Origin of the sequence: Winslowiella iniecta (genome assembly GCF_001267535.1) — a bacterium.
GTDB classification, from domain to species: Bacteria; Pseudomonadota; Gammaproteobacteria; order Enterobacterales; family Enterobacteriaceae; genus Erwinia; species Erwinia iniecta.
Map to the genome: position 1 here is coordinate 56,247 of NZ_JRXE01000024.1, position 18,197 is coordinate 74,443.

Annotated in this window: 14 protein-coding genes; all 14 read left to right on the forward strand. The window is 53.2% G+C overall.

All coding sequences use genetic code 11. The features are described from left to right. The first annotated feature begins 11 nt into the window (after nt 1–11). The 14 genes from cdsA (at nt 12) to NG42_RS16485 (ending at nt 18,163) form a co-directional block, all read left to right on the forward strand. The gene (gene cdsA / locus NG42_RS16420; protein ID WP_052900932.1) at nt 12–869 is read left to right on the forward strand and encodes a phosphatidate cytidylyltransferase; all 858 of its coding nucleotides are present in this window, start codon (nt 12–14) and stop codon (nt 867–869) included. Nucleotides 870–883: 14 nt separating this feature from the next. Continuing rightward, a complete protein-coding gene (gene rseP / locus NG42_RS16425; protein WP_052900935.1) occupies nt 884–2,233 on the forward strand; it encodes a sigma E protease regulator RseP in 1,350 nt (449 codons plus the stop codon). A gap of 54 nt (nt 2,234–2,287) precedes the next feature. Beyond that, nucleotides 2,288–4,693 carry an outer membrane protein assembly factor BamA gene (gene bamA, locus NG42_RS16430; RefSeq protein ID WP_052900938.1) on the forward strand — a complete coding sequence of 802 codons (2,406 nt, stop codon included), beginning with the start codon at nt 2,288–2,290 and terminating at the stop codon, nt 4,691–4,693. A gap of 119 nt (nt 4,694–4,812) precedes the next feature. Beyond that, nucleotides 4,813–5,310: a molecular chaperone Skp gene (gene skp, locus NG42_RS16435; RefSeq protein ID WP_052900941.1), complete on the forward strand. Its 498-nt coding sequence runs from the start codon at nt 4,813–4,815 to the stop codon at nt 5,308–5,310. 3 nt (nt 5,311–5,313) lie between these two features. After that, nucleotides 5,314–6,336 carry a UDP-3-O-(3-hydroxymyristoyl)glucosamine N-acyltransferase gene (gene lpxD, locus NG42_RS16440; protein ID WP_052900944.1) on the forward strand — a complete coding sequence of 341 codons (1,023 nt, stop codon included), beginning with the start codon at nt 5,314–5,316 and terminating at the stop codon, nt 6,334–6,336. 156 nt (nt 6,337–6,492) lie between these two features. Next, nucleotides 6,493–6,948, forward strand: coding sequence for a 3-hydroxyacyl-ACP dehydratase FabZ (gene fabZ, locus NG42_RS16445; RefSeq protein ID WP_007893924.1), 456 nt, complete (start codon nt 6,493–6,495; stop codon nt 6,946–6,948). A gap of 3 nt (nt 6,949–6,951) precedes the next feature. Further along, a complete protein-coding gene (gene lpxA, locus NG42_RS16450) occupies nt 6,952–7,740 on the forward strand; it encodes an acyl-ACP--UDP-N-acetylglucosamine O-acyltransferase (protein WP_052900947.1) in 789 nt (262 codons plus the stop codon). 3 nt (nt 7,741–7,743) lie between these two features. Continuing rightward, a complete protein-coding gene (gene lpxB / locus NG42_RS16455; protein ID WP_052900951.1) occupies nt 7,744–8,892 on the forward strand; it encodes a lipid-A-disaccharide synthase in 1,149 nt (382 codons plus the stop codon). Further along, a complete protein-coding gene (gene rnhB / locus NG42_RS16460; protein ID WP_052900954.1) occupies nt 8,885–9,517 on the forward strand; it encodes a ribonuclease HII in 633 nt (210 codons plus the stop codon). Before lpxB ends, rnhB begins: the two co-directional genes overlap by 8 nt. An 85-nt stretch (nt 9,518–9,602) precedes the next feature. Further along, nucleotides 9,603–13,085 carry a DNA polymerase III subunit alpha gene (gene dnaE, locus NG42_RS16465; RefSeq protein ID WP_052900957.1) on the forward strand — a complete coding sequence of 1,161 codons (3,483 nt, stop codon included), beginning with the start codon at nt 9,603–9,605 and terminating at the stop codon, nt 13,083–13,085. Between the two features lie 12 nt (nt 13,086–13,097). Continuing rightward, on the forward strand, nt 13,098–14,057 hold the full coding sequence (accA, locus tag NG42_RS16470) for an acetyl-CoA carboxylase carboxyl transferase subunit alpha (RefSeq protein WP_052900960.1): 960 nt from the start codon (nt 13,098–13,100) through the stop codon (nt 14,055–14,057). A gap of 225 nt (nt 14,058–14,282) precedes the next feature. Then, entirely contained in the window at nt 14,283–15,410 is a 1,128-nt protein-coding gene (locus tag NG42_RS16475) for an ABC transporter substrate-binding protein (protein ID WP_052900963.1), read from the forward strand. Nucleotides 15,411–15,548: 138 nt separating this feature from the next. After that, nucleotides 15,549–17,708, forward strand: coding sequence for a lysine decarboxylase LdcC (locus NG42_RS16480; RefSeq protein WP_052900966.1), 2,160 nt, complete (start codon nt 15,549–15,551; stop codon nt 17,706–17,708). Nucleotides 17,709–17,773: 65 nt separating this feature from the next. Next, nucleotides 17,774–18,163, forward strand: a complete 390-nt coding sequence (locus NG42_RS16485) for a VOC family protein (RefSeq protein WP_052900969.1) — start codon at nt 17,774–17,776, stop codon at nt 18,161–18,163. Nucleotides 18,164–18,197 lie beyond the last annotated feature (34 nt).

Genomic DNA, 18,197 nt, shown 5'->3' on the forward strand with positions numbered 1-18,197 from the left:
GGGGGTAACCTTTGCTGAAGTCTCGCTTGATTACAGCGTTCATATTGATACCGGTGGTGATTGCCGCGTTGTTCTTGCTGCCGCCGCTGGGCTTCATGATTACCACTCTGGTGGTGTGCATGCTGGCCGCATGGGAGTGGGGCCAGTTCGCGGGCTTTGCATCCCGTACTCAACGTATCTGGCTGGCCGTGCTTTGCGGCCTGCTGCTCGCCTTAATGATGCTGACGCTGCCGGCGTATCAGCACTCCGTGCAGTTACCTCAAATCAGTTTCTGGCTGTGGGCCTCACTCGGCTGGTGGATTGCGGCGCTGGTATTAGTGCTGTTCTATCCGGCCTCTGCGGCGCTGTGGCGGCAGTCGCGCATTCTGCGATTAGTGTTTGGTATCCTGACGATTGTACCTTTTTTCTGGGGCATGCTGGCGCTGCGCCAGTATCACTATGATGTCGATCACTACGCCGGTGCCTGGTGGTTACTGTATGTGATGTTCCTGGTCTGGGGGGCAGATTCAGGTGCCTATATGTTTGGCCGTTTGTTTGGCAAACATAAGCTGGCGCCCAAAGTGTCGCCAGGTAAAACCTGGGAAGGTTTCTTTGGTGGTTTACTGACTTCAGCGCTGATCTCATGGCTGTTTGGTATGTGGGCGCCGCTGGCAGTGCAACCGGGTACCTTGTTAATCTGTTCGATCACTGCGGCGTTAGCGTCGGTGCTGGGCGATCTGACAGAAAGTATGTTTAAACGCGAAGCAGGGATTAAAGACAGCGGGAATCTGATTCCGGGCCACGGTGGTATTCTTGACCGTATCGACAGTTTGACTGCCGCAGTGCCAGTATTCGCCTGTCTGCTGTTGCTGGTTTTCAGGAACCTTTAAAGGACGCAATTGCTATGTTGAGCATACTCTGGAGCCTTGCTGCCTTTATCGTTGCGCTGGGCGTGTTGATTACCGTCCACGAGTTCGGCCATTTCTGGGTCGCCCGTCGTTGTGGCGTGAAAGTTGAGCGCTTCTCAGTTGGCTTCGGTAAGGCGCTGTGGCGTCGCCGCGATAAGCAGGGCACCGAGTATGTGATTGCGCTAATTCCGTTAGGTGGCTACGTCAAAATGCTCGACGAGCGTGTCGAGAGCGTGCCGCCTGAACTGCGTCATCAATCTTTCAATAATAAAACCGTGCTGCAACGTGCATCAATTATTGCCGCCGGTCCGCTGGCTAACTTCATTTTCGCTATCTTTGCTTACTGGCTGGTATTTATCCATGGCGTCCCTGGCGTTCGCCCGGTTATTGGTGAAATAGTAAGCGGTTCGGTGGCGGCAGAGGCGCAAATTGCGCCAGGCATGGAACTAAAAGCAGTAGACGGTATCGAAACGCCTGATTGGGATGCAGTTCGTATGGCGCTGGTGGCGAAAATCGGCGACGAGGAAACCACTGTCAGTGTTGCGCCGTTTGGCTCATCGCAATCAACGGAAAGAAAGCTCAATTTGCGTAACTGGCAATTCGAGCCTGATAAGCAAGATCCGGTGGTGTCACTGGGGATTCGGCCACGTGGACCAGAGATTGAATCGGTGCTGGCAGAAGTGCAGTCTGGCTCACCTGCAAGTGAGGCAGGTTTGCAAGCTGGCGACAGGATCGTTAAAGTCGATGGTCAGCCGTTAGAGCAATGGCAAAATTTTGTTACTCAGGTGCGTGATAATCCGGGTAAAGACATTGCTTTAGACGTGGAGCGGCAGGGTGAAGTGGTTCGATTGACGCTGACCCCTGAAGCTAAGCCGGATAATAGTGCTGAAGGTTTCGCGGGGGTGATACCGCGCATCGTTCCACTGCCGGACGAATATAAAACGGTGCGTCAGTATGGTCCGTTTGCAGCAATTGGTCAGGCCACGGATAAAACCTGGCAACTGATGAAGCTGACGGTCGGCATGCTTGGCAAGCTGATTACTGGTGATGTAAAGCTGAACAATCTGAGCGGGCCGATTTCGATCGCGCAGGGTGCCGGGATGTCAGCTGAATACGGTGTGATCTATTATCTGATGTTCCTCGCGTTAATCAGCGTGAACCTCGGGATTATCAACCTGTTCCCACTGCCGGTTTTAGATGGTGGGCATCTGCTCTTCCTGGCGATCGAAAAGATCAAAGGAGGACCGGTGTCCGAGCGAGTTCAGGACTTCAGTTATCGTATCGGCTCGATTTTGCTGGTGCTGTTAATGGGGCTTGCACTATTCAATGATTTCTCTCGCTTGTAGCCGCCGCAAGGCGCATGCAGGCACGGGATGTGTTAGGAAGAACGCATAACAACGATGGCGATGAAAAAGTTGCTCATAGCGTCGCTGCTGTTTAGCAGCGCCACCGTATACGGTGCAGACGGGTTCGTAGTGAAGGACATTCATTTCGAAGGGCTGCAGCGAGTCGCCGTCGGTGCGGCCTTGCTTAGCATGCCTGTGCGCGTAGGGGATACGGTGTCTGACGATGACATCAGTAATACCATTCGCTCCCTGTTTGCGACCGGAAACTTCGAAGACGTTCAGGTTCTGCGCGACGGCACTACGCTGATCGTTCAGGTTAAAGAGCGTCCGACCATTGCCAGCATCACTTTCTCCGGTAACAAAGCGGTGAAAGAAGACATGCTTAAGCAGAACCTGGAAGCCTCTGGCGTGCGCGTCGGCGAAGCGCTGGACCGCACCACTATCTCGACTATCGAGAAAGGTCTGGAGGATTTCTACTACAGCGTGGGTAAATATAGCGCCAGCGTAAAAGCTGTCGTGACGCCACTGCCGCGTAACCGTGTCGATCTGAAACTTGTATTCACCGAAGGTGTTTCTGCCAGGATTCAGCAGATCAACGTGGTTGGCAATAAGGCGTTCAGCTCGGAAGAGTTGATTTCCCGCTTCCAGCTGCGCGACGAGGTGCCGTGGTGGAACGTGGTTGGCGATCGCAAATACCAGAAACAGAAACTGGCCGGTGACCTTGAGACCCTGCGCAGCTTCTATCTGGATCGCGGTTATGCACGCTTTAATATCGATTCGACTCAGGTCAGCCTGACGCCGGATAAAAAGGGTATTTATATCACCATCAACATCACCGAAGGCGATCAGTACAAGCTTTCTGGCGTGGTGGTAAATGGCAACCTGGCCGGTCACTCAGCTGAAATTGAGAGCCTGACCAAAGTCAATCCGGGTGAGCTGTATAACGGCGCGAAAGTGACGCGTATGGAAGACGACATCAAGAAAATGTTGGGTCGTTACGGCTATGCCTATCCACGTGTGGTCACTCAGCCAGAAATTAATGACGCTGATAAAACCGTTAAACTGCACGTTAATGTCGATGCGGGTAATCGCTACTACGTGCGTAAAGTGCGTTTCGAAGGTAACGATACCTCGAAAGATTCCGTTCTGCGCCGTGAAATGCGTCAGATGGAAGGCGCATGGCTGGGCAGTGACCTGGTTGAGCAGGGTAAAGAGCGTCTGAACCGTACCGGCTATTTTGAAACCGTTGAAACCGATACCCAGCGTGTATCAGGTTCGCCGGATCAGGTCGATGTGGTGTACAAAGTTAAAGAGCGTAATACCGGTACCTTTAACTTTGGTATTGGTTACGGCACTGAAAGTGGCGTCAGCTTCCAGGTGGGTGTTCAGCAAGAAAACTGGCTGGGTACCGGTAATACCGTGGGTATCAGTGGTACCAAGAACGATTACCAGACCTATGCTGAGTTCTCTCTGACCGATCCGTACTTTACCGTTGATGGTGTCAGCCTCGGTGGCCGCATCTTCTACAACGACTTTAAAGCGGATAATGCTGACCTGTCTGACTATACCAACACCAGTTATGGTCTCGACGGTACGCTGGGCTTCCCGGTTAACGAGAACAACACTCTGCGTGTTGGCTTAGGTTACGTGCATAACGACCTGTCTGATATGCAGCCGCAGATTGCGATGTGGCGTTATCTGGACTCGGTGGGTGAAAACCCTAACAGAACTCAGCGCAGTGAATACTCAGCGGATGATTTCACCTTCAACTATGGCTGGACGTATAACAACCTGGACCGTGGATTCTTCCCGACTTCAGGGAACCGTACCAACCTGAATGGTAAAATCACTATCCCAGGCTCGGATAACAGCTTCTATAAAGTGACGCTGGACAGCCAACAGTACATGCCGATTAACGATGATCGTACCTGGGTGCTGCTAGGCCGTGGTCGTCTGGGTTACGGCGATGGTTTAAGCGGTAAAGAACTGCCGTTCTACGAAAACTTCTATGCCGGTGGTTCCAGCACCGTGCGTGGTTTCCGTTCGAACAATATCGGTCCGAAAGCGGCCTACTACAATAACAACTCGTCAACCTGTTCCGGCGCTCAGCCGATCTGTAACTCTGACGATGCGGTAGGTGGTAACGCGATGGCGGTCGCCAGCATGGAGCTGATTACCCCAACGCCATTCCTCAGTGAGAAGTATTCTAACTCGGTGCGTACATCGCTGTTTGTCGATGCCGGTACCGTCTGGGATACCAACTGGGAGAATACTAACGAGACTCGCGCGGCAGGCGTGCCGGATTATAGCGATCCGAGCAACGTGCGTGTGTCTGCCGGTCTGGCGCTTCAGTGGATGTCTCCACTTGGCCCACTGGTGTTCTCGTACGCGCAGCCGGTTAAAAAGTATGAGGGAGATAAAGCAGAGCAGTTCCAGTTTAACATTGGTAAAACCTGGTAACTCCCTGCGCACGGAAGCGACTCAAGTGAGTATCGCGTTGTCACACGGCAGCCTCGTTGCTGCCGATGTCACGCAAAACATGTGTCTGTGACACGAACGGTGATGGTAAGGAGTTTATAGTGAAAAAGTTGTTGTGTGCCGCAGGTCTGGGTCTTGCTTTAGCTGTATCAGCTGGCGCTCAGGCTGCTGACAAAATTGCAGTGGTAAACGTTTCCAGCATTTTCCAACAGTTACCGCAGCGTGCGACAGTTGCGAAACAGCTTGAAAATGAATTTAAAGGTCGCGCAAGCGAACTGCAGAACCAGGAGCGTGACCTGCAAACTAAAATGCAGCGTCTGCAGCGCGACGGTTCTACCATGAAGGCCAGCGATCGTAGCCGCATGGAAAAAGACATTATGGCGCAGCGCGAAGCGTTCTCCACGAAAGCTCAGGCTTTCGAGCAGGATAATCGTCGCCGTCAGAGTGAAGAGCGTAATAAAATCCTGAGCCGTATTCAGGATGCAGTGAAGGTCGTGGCTGACAAAGAAGGTTACGATGTTGTTGTCGATGCAAACGCGGTTGCTTATGCATCTAATTCCAAAGACATCACTGCTGATGTACTGAAACAGGTTAAATAAGACATGTCTTCAATTCGACTGGCTGATTTAGCCCAGCAGTTGGATGCAGAATTGCACGGAGATGGCGATATCGCCATCTCCGGCATTGCTTCTATGCAATCCGCCCAAAACGGTCAGATCACCTTTTTAGCAAACAGCCGCTACCGCGAGCAGCTCGCAACCTGCCAGGCTTCAGCCGTGGTGCTGACGGAAGCGGATCTGGAGTGGTGCCACAGTGCCGCGCTGATCGTTAAGAACCCGTATCTGACCTACGCACGTATGGCGCAACTGTTGGATACCACGCCGCAGCCGGCCAGTAATATTGCGCCGAGTGCAGTGATTGATGACGCAGCGAAGCTCGGCAACAACGTTTCGGTGGGCGCGAATGCGGTTATCGAGTCCGGTGTTGAACTGGGTGACAATGTGGTGATCGGTGCCGGCTGTTTTGTCGGTAAAAATACTCACATTGGTGCTGGCTCACGTCTTTGGGCCAATGTTTCTGTCTACCACGAAGTACGTATCGGTGAGCAATGTCTGATCCAGTCAGGCACGGTGATTGGTGCAGATGGCTTCGGTTACGCTAACGATCGCGGTAATTGGGTTAAAATTCCCCAGCTTGGCACCGTGATCATCGGCGATCGGGTAGAAATTGGTGCCTGTACCACTATCGACCGTGGTGCGTTGGATAACACTCAAATCGGCAATGGTGTTATCATTGATAACCAGTGCCAGATTGCACATAACGTTGTGATTGGCGACAATACCGCGGTTGCGGGTGGCGTTATCATGGCGGGCAGCCTGACGATTGGCCGTTACTGTATGATTGGTGGCGCGAGCGTAATTAATGGTCACATGGAAATTTGTGACAAAGTTACGGTTACTGGAATGGGAATGGTGATGCGACCAATCACTGAACCTGGGGTATACTCTTCGGGAATTCCGCTGCAACCCAACAAAACCTGGCGCAAAACTGCAGCGTTGGTGATGAACATCGATGAAATAAGCAAACGCTTAAAAGCCATCGAGCGCAAAGTCGACAAAGACTAAGCAAGCATCCCGCGTCTGACCGGCTTTCATAAATACAACATGCTAAGCAGGGAAAGCCACGCGCACGGAAACTGAATTTGCGGCCTGCGGACGATCCTGATCGTTGCAGGCCGTGTTATTGATGCCATCAGATTTTTTTAGGACAGGAAGAGTATTTTGACTACTGAAACTCATACTCTGAAGATTGAAGAGATTTTAGAGCTGCTGCCTCACCGTTACCCTTTTTTGCTGGTAGATCGCGTACTGGATTTTGAAGAGCACAAATATCTGCGTGCGGTGAAAAACGTATCTGTCAATGAACCGTTTTTCCAGGGGCACTTCCCTGGTAAGCCGATTTTTCCGGGCGTATTGATTCTGGAAGCGATGGCGCAGGCGACGGGTATCCTGGCGTTTAAAAGCGTCGGCAAACTGGAACCCGGTGAACTGTACTATTTTGCAGGCATCGACGAAGCACGCTTCAAGCGCCCTGTGGTACCTGGCGATCAGATGATCATGGAAGTCACGTTCGAAAAAACCCGCCGTGGTCTGACGCGCTTCAAAGGCGTGGCAACCGTTGACGGTAAAATTGTCTGCGAAGCAACAATGATGTGTGCCCGCAGCCGGGAGGCATAATCCGTGATAGACCAAACCGCCGTAATCCATCCGAGTTCAATTGTTGAAGAGGGCGCCGTTATTGGCGCTCGCGTCCATATTGGCCCATTTTGCTTTATTGGCGCTAACGTTGAAATTGGTGAAGGCACCGTACTGAAATCGCATGTGGTGGTCAATGGCCACACGCGCATTGGCAAAGATAATGAGATCTATCAGTTCACTTCAATTGGTGAAGTGAATCAGGATCTTAAATATGCCGGTGAACCGACTCGTGTGGAAATTGGCGATCGCAACCGCATCCGCGAGAGCGTCACCATCCACCGTGGCACCACTCAGGGCGGTGACGTAACGAAAATTGGCAGCGACAACCTGCTGATGATCAATGCACATATCGCCCATGACTGTGTGGTGGGTAACCGCTGTATTTTTGCCAACAACGCGACACTCGGTGGCCATGTCACGGTCGATGATTTTGCGATTATCGGTGGCATGACGGCGGTTCATCAGTTCTGCATCATCGGTGCTCACGTGATGGTCGGCGGTTGTTCCGGTGTGGCGCAAGATGTGCCGCCATTTGTGATTGCACAGGGTAACCATGCAACCCCTTATGGTATCAACATCGAAGGGCTGAAACGCCGCGGCTTCAGCAAAGAGGCGCTGCATGCGATTCGCAATGCCTACAAACTGTTGTACCGCAGTGGTCGCACGCTGGAAGAAGTGAAGCCTGAAATTGCTGAGATTGCCCAGGCGCACCCTGAAGTGCAGCCGTTCTATGATTTCTTTGCGCGTTCAACGCGAGGTCTGATTCGTTAACTCATGCTAAAGCGTCCTTTAACGATTGCCCTTGTCGCCGGAGAAACCTCCGGCGATATTCTTGGTGCCGGATTGATCCGAGCGCTGAAAGAGAAACATCCTGACGCCCATTTTGTCGGTGTGGCCGGCCCGTTGATGCAGGCGGAAGGCTGTGAAACCTGGTATGAAATGGAAGAACTGGCGGTGATGGGCATCGTCGAGGTAGTCGGACGTCTGCGGCGTCTGCTGAAGATTCGTCGCGACCTGACCCGGCGTTTTAGCGCATTAAAGCCGGATGTGTTTGTCGGCATCGATGCCCCTGACTTTAACATTACCCTTGAAGGGCGGTTAAAGCAGCGCGGTATTCGCACGATTCATTACGTCAGCCCGTCAGTCTGGGCGTGGCGACAAAAACGCGTTTTCAAAATCGGCAGATCAACCGATCTGGTGCTGGCATTTCTGCCATTTGAAAAAGCGTTTTATGACCGTTTTAATGTTCCATGCCGCTTTATCGGCCATACCATGGCTGATGCGATGCCGTTGCAGCCGAATAAGCTGGCTGCGCGTCAGACGCTGGGTATCAGTGAGCAGGCACGTTGCCTGGCGCTGCTGCCGGGAAGTCGCGGTGCGGAAGTGGAGATGCTGAGTGCTGACTTCCTGAAAACCGCGCAGCTGCTGCGGGCGAAGTGGCCGGATCTGGAAATCGTGGTTCCGCTGGTCAATGCCAAACGCCGCGAACAGTTTGAGCGTATCAAGGCGGAAGTTGCGCCGGAGTTGCCGATGCATCTGCTGGATGGTCACGGCCGTGAAGCGATGGTGGCCAGTGATGCTGCTCTGCTCGCATCGGGCACCGCAGCGCTGGAATGTATGCTGGCGAAATGCCCGATGGTCGTGGGCTATCGTATGAAGCCGGTGACTTTCTGGCTGGCCGAACGGCTGGTGAAAACCGATTACGTCTCGTTGCCGAATCTGCTGGCCGGGCGCGAGCTGGTGCCCGAGCTGTTACAGGATGAGTGTCAGCCGGAGAAACTGGCCGCGGCGCTGGAGCCGTTGCTGTCTGGCGGTGAAACCCGTGACACGCTGCTGGCGACCTTCCTCGAACTGCATCATCAAATCCGCTGGAATGCGGACCAACAAGCGGCAGAGGCCGTGCTGGAGTTGGCTAATGTCTGAATTTATTTATCCACTGGCACACTGTATCGCCGGTGTTGATGAAGTAGGGCGCGGACCGCTGGTGGGGGCCGTGGTGACGGCGGCGGTGATCCTCGATCCAGCCAGGCCGATTGCTGGTTTAGCCGATTCGAAAAAACTGTCAGAAAAGCGCCGGCTGGCGTTGTACGATGAGATCAAGGCTAATGCGCTGGCGTGGAGTTTAGGCCGCGCCGAACCCGAAGAGATCGATCAGCTCAATATTCTGCATGCCACCATGCTGGCGATGCAGCGTGCGGTGGCGGGTCTGTCGGTGATGCCGGATTACGTGCTGATTGATGGTAACCGTTGCCCGGCACTGCCGATGCCCTCGATGGCCGTGGTGAAAGGCGACAGCCTGGTCGCTGAGATCAGTGCCGCCTCAATCATTGCCAAAGTGACGCGTGACCGTGAGATGGCCGAGCTGGATGTGGCGTTTCCGCAGTATGGCTTTGCTAAACACAAAGGTTATCCGACTGCCCTGCATATGGAAAAACTGGCGCAGCACGGTGCCACCGTGCACCACCGCCGCAGTTTTGCACCGGTGCGTAACGCGCTGCTGGATGCAGAAGTCAGAAATGCACGGGATCCGATAACGGCTCCCCTGTAAATACTCCTGGGGCGGCGTATTCGCCGCCTGTTTCGCAGCGACTCAAATTACCCGATATAAGCATTAACCGGAGCTGGAAAGATTTATGGCTGAACCACGTTTTATTCACCTGCGCGTTCATAGCGATTACTCCATGATTGATGGACTCGCCAAAACTGCGCCGCTGGTGAAAAAAACGGCGGCGCTCGGGATGCCTGCTGTCGCCATTACTGACTTCACCAATCTTTGCGGTCTGGTTAAGTTCTATGGCGCGGCACATGGTGCCGGGGTCAAACCGATCATCGGTGCCGACTTTATGGTGTCCAGCGAGCTGATGGGCGATGAGCTGACCCATATCACGGTACTGGCCGCGAATAACACCGGTTATCAGAACCTGACGCTATTGATTTCACGCGCTTATCAGCGCGGTTACGGCGTGGCGGGGCCAATTATCGATCGTGACTGGCTGGCCGACCTGCAGGAAGGCTTGATTCTGCTCTCCGGCGGTCGACGGGGTGATGTCGGTAAAAGCCTGCTGCGCGGCAACCCGGCACTGGTTTCCCAGTGTCTGGAATTTTATCAGCAACACTTTCCCAATCGCTACTATCTGGAACTGATTCGTACCGGCCGCCCGGATGAAGAGAGCTACCTGCACGCCGCGGTTGAGTTGGCGATTGCTGAAGGCATTCCGGTAGTGGCGACGAACGAAGTCTGCTTTATTAATGCGGAAGACTTTGACGCCCATGAAATCCGCGTGGCAATCCATGACGGCTTTACGCTCGACGATCCGAAACGTCCCCGTCACTACAGCACTCAGCAATATATGCGCAGTGAAGAGGAGATGTGCGAGCTGTTCTCGGACATTCCGGAAGCACTGGAAAACAGCGTAGAAATTGCTAAGCGTTGTAACGTCACCCTTCGCCTTGGCGAATATTTCCTGCCGCAATTCCCCACCGGGGACATGACCACTGAAGATTTCCTGGTACTGAAATCGAAAGAGGGTCTGGAAGAGCGTCTGGAGTTCCTGTTCCCTGACCCGCAGGTGCGCGCCGGGAAACGCCCGGAATATGATGACCGCCTCGATATCGAGCTGAAGGTTATTAACCAGATGGGCTTCCCGGGTTACTTCCTGATCGTCATGGAGTTTATCCAGTGGTCGAAGGATAACGGCGTGCCGGTCGGCCCTGGCCGTGGTTCCGGTGCCGGTTCACTGGTGGCGTATGCGCTAAAAATTACCGACCTCGATCCGCTGGAGTTTGACCTGCTGTTCGAACGTTTCCTGAACCCGGAACGTGTCTCGATGCCCGACTTCGACGTCGACTTCTGCATGGAAAAACGTGACCAGGTGATCGAGCATGTCGCCGAGATGTACGGGCGTGAAGCGGTATCGCAGATTATTACCTTCGGTACCATGGCGGCGAAAGCGGTTATCCGCGACGTCGGCCGTGTGCTGGGGCATCCGTATGGCTTTGTCGATCGTATCTCCAAGCTGATCCCACCCGATCCGGGCATGACGCTGGAGAAAGCGTTTGTTGCCGAGCCGCAGCTGCCGGAAATCTACGAGGCCGACGAGGAAGTTAAAGCGCTGATTGATATGGCGCGCAAGCTGGAAGGTGTCACCCGTAACGCCGGTAAACACGCCGGTGGCGTGGTGATCGCACCGACTAAAATTACTGACTTTGCGCCGCTATACTGTGATGAAAACGGTAATCAGCCGGTCACCCAGTTTGATAAGAATGACGTCGAGTACGCCGGGCTGGTGAAGTTTGACTTCCTGGGTCTGCGTACCCTGACAATTATCGACTGGGCGCTGAAAATGATTAATGCCCGGCGCGAAAAGCAGGGCGAGCCGCCGATCGATATTGCCTCCATCCCGATGGATGACAAGAAAAGCTTCGACATGCTGCAACGCTCGGAAACCACAGCGGTATTCCAGCTTGAATCGCGCGGCATGAAAGATCTGATCAAACGCCTGAAGCCTGACTGCTTCGAAGATATGATCGCACTGGTGGCGCTGTTCCGTCCGGGTCCGTTGCAGTCGGGGATGGTAGATAACTTTATTGACCGTAAGCATGGTCGCGAAGAGATCTCCTACCCGGATATTCAGTGGCAGCATGAGTCGCTGAAACCGGTACTGGAACCGACTTACGGCATTATCCTGTATCAGGAACAGGTAATGCAGATCGCCCAGGTACTGGCCGGATACAGCCTCGGCGGCGCGGATATGCTGCGTCGTGCTATGGGTAAAAAGAACCCGGTCGAGATGGCCAAGCAGCGCGGTGGCTTTGAAGACGGCGCGAAATCGCGCGGTATTGATGGCGAACTGTCGGTAAAAATCTTCGATCTGGTGGAAAAATTCGCCGGTTACGGTTTTAACAAATCGCACTCAGCAGCCTATGCTTTAGTTTCCTACCAGACGCTGTGGCTGAAAGCGCACTATCCGGCTGAGTTTATGGCGGCGGTAATGACCGCCGATATGGATAACACCGAGAAAGTGGTGTCGCTGGTGGATGAGTGCTGGCGGATGGGCTTAAAAATCCTGCCGCCGGACATTAACTCCGGCCTGTACCATTTCCACGTCAATAATGACGGCGAGATTGTGTACGGTATTGGTGCGATCAAAGGCGTAGGTGAAGGCCCAATTGAGGCGATCCTCGAAGCACGTAATGAAGGCGGCTATTTCCGCGAATTATTTGATCTCTGCGCGCGTACTGACACCAAAAAGATTAACCGTCGGGTACTGGAAAAGCTGATCATGTCCGGGGCGTTCGATCGTCTGGGGCCGCATCGTGCCGCACTGATGAGCGCACTGGGCGATGCCCTGAAAGCCGCCGATCAGCATGCCAAAGCCGAAGCGATTGGTCAGGCCGATATGTTTGGCGTGCTGGCCGAAGCGCCGGAGCAGGTTGAGAAGTCCTATGCTGATGTCACGCCGTGGCCGGAACAGATTCAGCTGGACGGTGAGCGCGAGACCTTAGGGCTTTATCTCACCGGCCATCCGATTAATCAGTACCTGAAAGAAATTGAGCGCTATGTAGGTGGTACGCGCCTGAAAGACATGCACCCGACCGATCGTGGTAAAATCACCACGGCTGCCGGTCTGGTGGTGGCGGCCCGCGTGATGGTAACAAAACGCGGTAACCGTATTGGCATCTGCACGCTGGACGACCGGTCTGGTCGGCTGGAAGTGATGTTGTTCACAGATGCGTTAGATAAGTACCAGCAGTTGCTGGAGAAAGACCGTATCCTGATCGTCAGCGGACAGGTCAGCTTTGATGATTTCAGTGGTGGCCTTAAGATGACCGCCCGTGAACTGATGGACATCGATGAAGCACGCGAAAAATATGCGCGCGGGCTTGCTATCTCGCTGACGGACAGGCAAATTGATGACCAGCTTTTGAACCGTCTCCGTCAATCCCTGGAGCCCCATCGTTCGGGAACCATTCCGGTACATCTCTACTATCAGAGAGAGGATGCACGGGCGAAGTTGCGCTTCGGTGCAGCGTGGCGTGTATCGCCCAGCGATCGTTTACTTAACGATCTACGTTCGTTGATAGGATCGGAGCAGGTGGAACTGGAGTTTGACTAAAACAGGAATATTATGAGTCTTAATTACCTGGATTTCGAACAGCCAATCGCAGAACTGGAAGCGAAAATTGATTCGCTTACCGCGGTTAGCCGTCAGGATGAAAAACTGGATATTAATCTGGATGAAGAAGTGCATCGTCTGCGCGAGAAAAGCGTTGAGCTGACACGTAAAATCTTCTCAGATTTGGGTGCCTGGCAGATCGCGCAATTAGCGCGTCATCCGCTGCGTCCCTACACGCTGGACTATGTCCGTAACGTGTTTACCGACTTTGACGAGTTGGCAGGCGATCGCGCTTACGCCGATGATAAAGCGATTGTTGGCGGTATTGCTCGTCTGGACGGTCGTCCGGTGATGATCATTGGTCATCAGAAAGGCCGCGAAACCAAAGAGAAAATTCGTCGCAACTTCGGTATGCCGGCACCAGAAGGCTATCGCAAAGCGCTGCGCCTGATGGAGATGGCTGAACGTTTCAAGATGCCTATCATCACCTTTATCGACACGCCAGGTGCTTATCCGGGCGTCGGTGCCGAAGAGCGCGGTCAGTCTGAAGCCATTGCACGTAACCTGCGTGAAATGTCGGGTCTGAAAGTGCCGGTCATCTGTACCGTTATCGGTGAAGGTGGTTCGGGTGGTGCACTGGCCATCGGTGTCGGCGATAAAGTGAATATGTTGCAGTACAGCACCTATTCAGTGATCTCGCCGGAAGGCTGTGCGTCGATCCTGTGGAAAAGCGCGGATAAAGCGCCACTGGCTGCGGAAGCGATGGGGATTATTGCCCCGCGTCTGAAAGAGCTGAAACTGATCGATACGGTTATCCCGGAACCGCTGGGTGCTGCACACCGTAATCCAATTGCTGTTGCTGAGTCATTGAAAGCACAGCTTCTGGAAGATCTGGCCGATCTTGACGTCCTGAGCACTGAAGAGCTGCTTAACCGTCGTTATCAGCGCCTGATGAGCTACGGCTACGCCTAAGCTTTACGCTTCCCCCATCTGATGGGGCAAGTATGAGTGGGGGAAATGACTTATCCGCTAAGTTGTTTCCCCCATTCTGCATTTCCAGCTGGCAATTTACCTTCCCTTCATATCATCACCGATTCTGATAATCACCCCGATAAACTTATTGCTCAGATAGTTAACTGCGGATAGTATGCAGACGTTTCTATTGATAATAATAATCATTTTCTTTTGGGGTTAACAATGAAATATCTATGGAATAGCATCGCGTTGTTAGTCGCCGCGCTGGCGTTAACGCATAACGTGCTGGCGGCACCTTTTACCGTTGAGGACGTCAGCGGACGGAAAGTTGAAATCAAATCCGAAGTTAAACGCGTTATTTTAGGTGAAGGGCGTCAAATCTATCTGCTGGCCGCTTTCGATACCGACGCACCGTTTAAACGTGTCGTCGGCTGGCGTGATGATCTGCCAAAAGCAGATTTCGACACATACCAAATCTATGCCAAAAAGTATCCGCAAATCACTTCGCTGCCGACCTTCGGTGGTGCGAAAGATGGCAGCTTTAATGTCGAGCAGGCGCTGACCCTAAAACCCGACCTGGTGCTGATGAATCTTGAATCCAAAGCCGCTATCGATGAAGGTAAGTTAATCGACAAGTTGGCCAGCCTTGGCATCCCGGTGGTGTTTATCGATTTTCGTGAAAAGCCATTTGAAAACGCCGTAAAAAGTATTCGCATCATGGGCCAGCTGCTGAATAAACCTGAGCGAGCCAAAGAGATTATTGATTTCCGCCAGCAGCAGATTGATCTGGTGATTAATCGTCTGAAGGATTACCACGGCCCGCGGCCAAAAGTGATGATTGATCGCGCCGGTGGTTACACCGATGAGTGCTGCATGTCGTTTGGCGATGAAAACTTTGGCCGTATGGTGGAAGTCGCGGGCGGTGATAACATCGCTAAAAATCTGATTCCGGGTACGTTTGGTACGATGAATCCGGAGCAGATTATCAATGCGCGTCCTGATGTGGTGGTGGTGACCGGTGCTAACTGGAAGAACTACAACACCTCGAACGGCTGGGTTGGCGTCGGGCCGGGCGCAGATTTAGCGATTGCCAGCCAGCGTTTGCAGGCACTGATGCAGCGTTCGGCATTCAAAACGCTGCCGGTTACCGCCAAAGGTAACGTCCATGCTATCTGGCATCAGTTCTATGACAGCCCGTATCAGTTTGTCGCGATTCAGGTGCTGGCGAAATGGATGCATCCCGAACTGTTTGAAGATATCGATCCGGACGTCACCTTCCGCACTTTCCACCAGCGCTTCCTGCCAGTGGATTATCAGCCAGGTTATTGGGTGACTCTGCCAGCAAAATAAGCCTCAACGGGCTGGCAACCGCGCCAGCCCGCAACACCCGCTTACAGCCTGGTACGCTTTATCAGCCTTTAGTCAGTCATCTGGCTAACGCGATCCGCTATGCTTATTCATTGCATTAATTTCACCAGGAGGTGTGCATTGAATATCATCGCGATTATGGGGCCGCATGAGGTCTTCTATAAAGACCAGCCAATCCGCGAGCTTCACGACGCGTTAATCACGCAGGGATTCCAGCTTATTTACCCCAAAAATGCCGACGATTTGCTGAAGTTGATTGAGCATAATCCGCGTATCTGTGGCGTCATTTTTGACTGGGATGAATACAGTCTTGATCTGTGCAGCGAAATCAATCAACTCAATGAATATCTGCCGCTGTATGCCTTTATCAATACCCACTCGTCGCTTGACGTCAGCATCAATGAGATGCGAATGGCGCTGTGGTTCTTTGAATATGCGCTCAATGCTGCGGATGACATTGCCCAGCGTATCCGCCAGTACACCGATGAGTATATTGATACCATTACGCCGCCGTTAACCCGCGCGCTGTTTACCTATGTGAAAGAGGGTAAATATACCTTCTGCACGCCCGGCCATATGGCGGGTACCGCCTTTCAGAAAAGCCCGGTTGGTACGCTGTTCTACGACTTCTTTGGTGCTAATACCCTGAAAGCCGATATTTCTATCTCGGTCACTGAGCTGGGTTCACTGCTTGATCACACCGGCCCGCATCTGGAAGCGGAAGAGTATGTGGCGCGTACTTTTGGTGCCGAACAGAGTTATATGGTGACTAACGGCACGTCCACCTCCAACAAGATTGTCGGCATGTATGCGGCACCGGCAGGCAGCACGGTATTAATTGACCGTAATTGTCATAAATCGCTGACGCATCTGTTAATGATGAGCGACCTGGTGCCGATCTGGCTGAAGCCAACGCGCAATCCGCTGGGTATTCTTGGTGGCATTCCTCAACAAGAGTTCACCAAAGAGAGCATTGCGTTAAAAGTGGCGCAAACCGAACACGCCAGCTGGCCAGTGCATGCAGTGATCACTAATTCCACTTACGATGGCCTGCTGTATAACACGCAGTACATTAAAGAAACGCTGGATGTACCGTCGATCCATTTCGACTCGGCCTGGGTGCCTTATACCAACTTTCACCCGATTTATGCCGGTAAAAGCGGCATGAGTGGCGAGCGCACGCCGGGTAAAGTGATCTATGAAACCCAGTCGACGCACAAATTGCTGGCGGCGTTCTCGCAGGCTTCGCTGATTCATATTAAAGGCGATTACGACGAGCAGACCTTTAACGAAGCCTACATGATGCATACCACCACCTCGCCTAACTATTCGATTGTTGCCTCGATAGAAACCGCGGCGGCAATGCTGCGCGGTAATCCTGGCAAACGGCTGATTAACCGCTCGGTGGAGCGCGCACTGCATTTCCGCCGCGAGGTGCAACGCCTCCGGGAAGAGTGTGATGGCTGGTTTTTCGATATCTGGCAGCCTGAAGCGGTGGGTGAAGCCGAATGCTGGCCGATTGAGCCAGGTGACGACTGGCACGGCTTTACCGATGCCGACCACGACCATATGTATCTCGACCCGATTAAAGTGACGATTCTGACGCCGGGCATGAGCGAGCAGGGCGTAATGGCCGATGAGGGCATTCCTGCCGCGCTGGTGGCGAAATTCCTCGATGAACGCGGCGTGGTAGTTGAGAAAACCGGGCCTTACAACCTGCTGTTCCTGTTCAGTATTGGTATCGACAAGACCAAGGCAATGAGTCTGCTGCGCGGCCTGACCGAGTTTAAACGCAGTTACGATCTCAATCTGCGGGTGAAAAACATGCTGCCGGATCTGTATGCCGAAGATCCTGACTTCTACCGCACTATGCGCATCCAGATGCTGGCGCAGGGCATTCATACGCTGATCCGTCAGCACGACTTACCGCGGCTGATGCTCCAGGCTTTTGCTATGTTGCCGGAAATGAAAATGACGCCGCATCAGATGTTTCAGCAGCAGGTGAAGGGCAATGTGGAAACCGTCGATATCAGCGAACTGGTGGGGCGGGTTTCCGCGAATATGATTCTGCCGTATCCACCAGGCGTGCCGCTGGTGATGCCGGGTGAAATGATTACCGAGGCCAGCCGCCCGGTACTCGATTTTCTGCTGATGCTCTGCACCATTGGTGAGCACTATCCTGGCTTTGAAACCGATATCCATGGCGCAACGCTGAATGAAGAGGGACGCTACCTCGTTCGGGTATTAAAAACTGAGCGGCCAGAAGAATTCCGGAATTAGTCCCCTTGTTGCCTGCACCCTGCGCAGGTAAGGTGCGGGTAACATGGATTAATCAAGGAGTTCACATGCTCGGTCTGAAGCAGGTTCATCATATTGCTGTTATCGCCACTGACTACGCGCGCAGCAAAGCGTTCTACTGCGATATTCTCGGTTTTACGCTGATTACGGAGGATTACCGCGCCGCGCGCGACTCGTGGAAAGGGGATCTGGCGCTTAACGGGCAATATACCCTTGAGCTATTCTCCTTTCCGCAGCCGCCTGCGCGCATCAGTCATCCTGAAGCCTGTGGCCTGCGCCATCTGGCGTTTAGCGTCGATGATATTGATAACGCTTTTACGTTGCTGGCCGCGAAAGGCGTGAACTGCGAACCCATTCGCGTCGATCCGCTGACCGGTAAACGCTTTACCTTTTTTAACGACCCGGATGGTTTGCCGCTGGAACTGTATCAGGCGTAGAATAGCCACTCACTTGCACCGGTTTTTCTGAGGT

Bases quoted from the DNA above. Each gene is read 5' to 3' on its own strand.
- rseP (WP_052900935.1), top strand. From the start codon at position 884: ATGTTGAGCATACTCTGGAGCCTTGCTGCCTTTATCGTTGCGCTGGGC.
- bamA (WP_052900938.1), top strand. From the start codon at position 2,288: ATGGCGATGAAAAAGTTGCTCATAGCGTCGCTGCTGTTTAGCAGCGCC.
- lpxD (WP_052900944.1), top strand. From the start codon at position 5,314: ATGTCTTCAATTCGACTGGCTGATTTAGCCCAGCAGTTGGATGCAGAA.
- lpxB (WP_052900951.1), top strand. From the start codon at position 7,744: ATGCTAAAGCGTCCTTTAACGATTGCCCTTGTCGCCGGAGAAACCTCC.
- rnhB (WP_052900954.1), top strand. From the start codon at position 8,885: ATGTCTGAATTTATTTATCCACTGGCACACTGTATCGCCGGTGTTGAT.
- dnaE (WP_052900957.1), top strand. From the start codon at position 9,603: ATGGCTGAACCACGTTTTATTCACCTGCGCGTTCATAGCGATTACTCC.
- accA (WP_052900960.1), top strand. From the start codon at position 13,098: ATGAGTCTTAATTACCTGGATTTCGAACAGCCAATCGCAGAACTGGAA.
- NG42_RS16475 (WP_052900963.1), top strand. From the start codon at position 14,283: ATGAAATATCTATGGAATAGCATCGCGTTGTTAGTCGCCGCGCTGGCG.
- NG42_RS16485 (WP_052900969.1), top strand. From the start codon at position 17,774: ATGCTCGGTCTGAAGCAGGTTCATCATATTGCTGTTATCGCCACTGAC.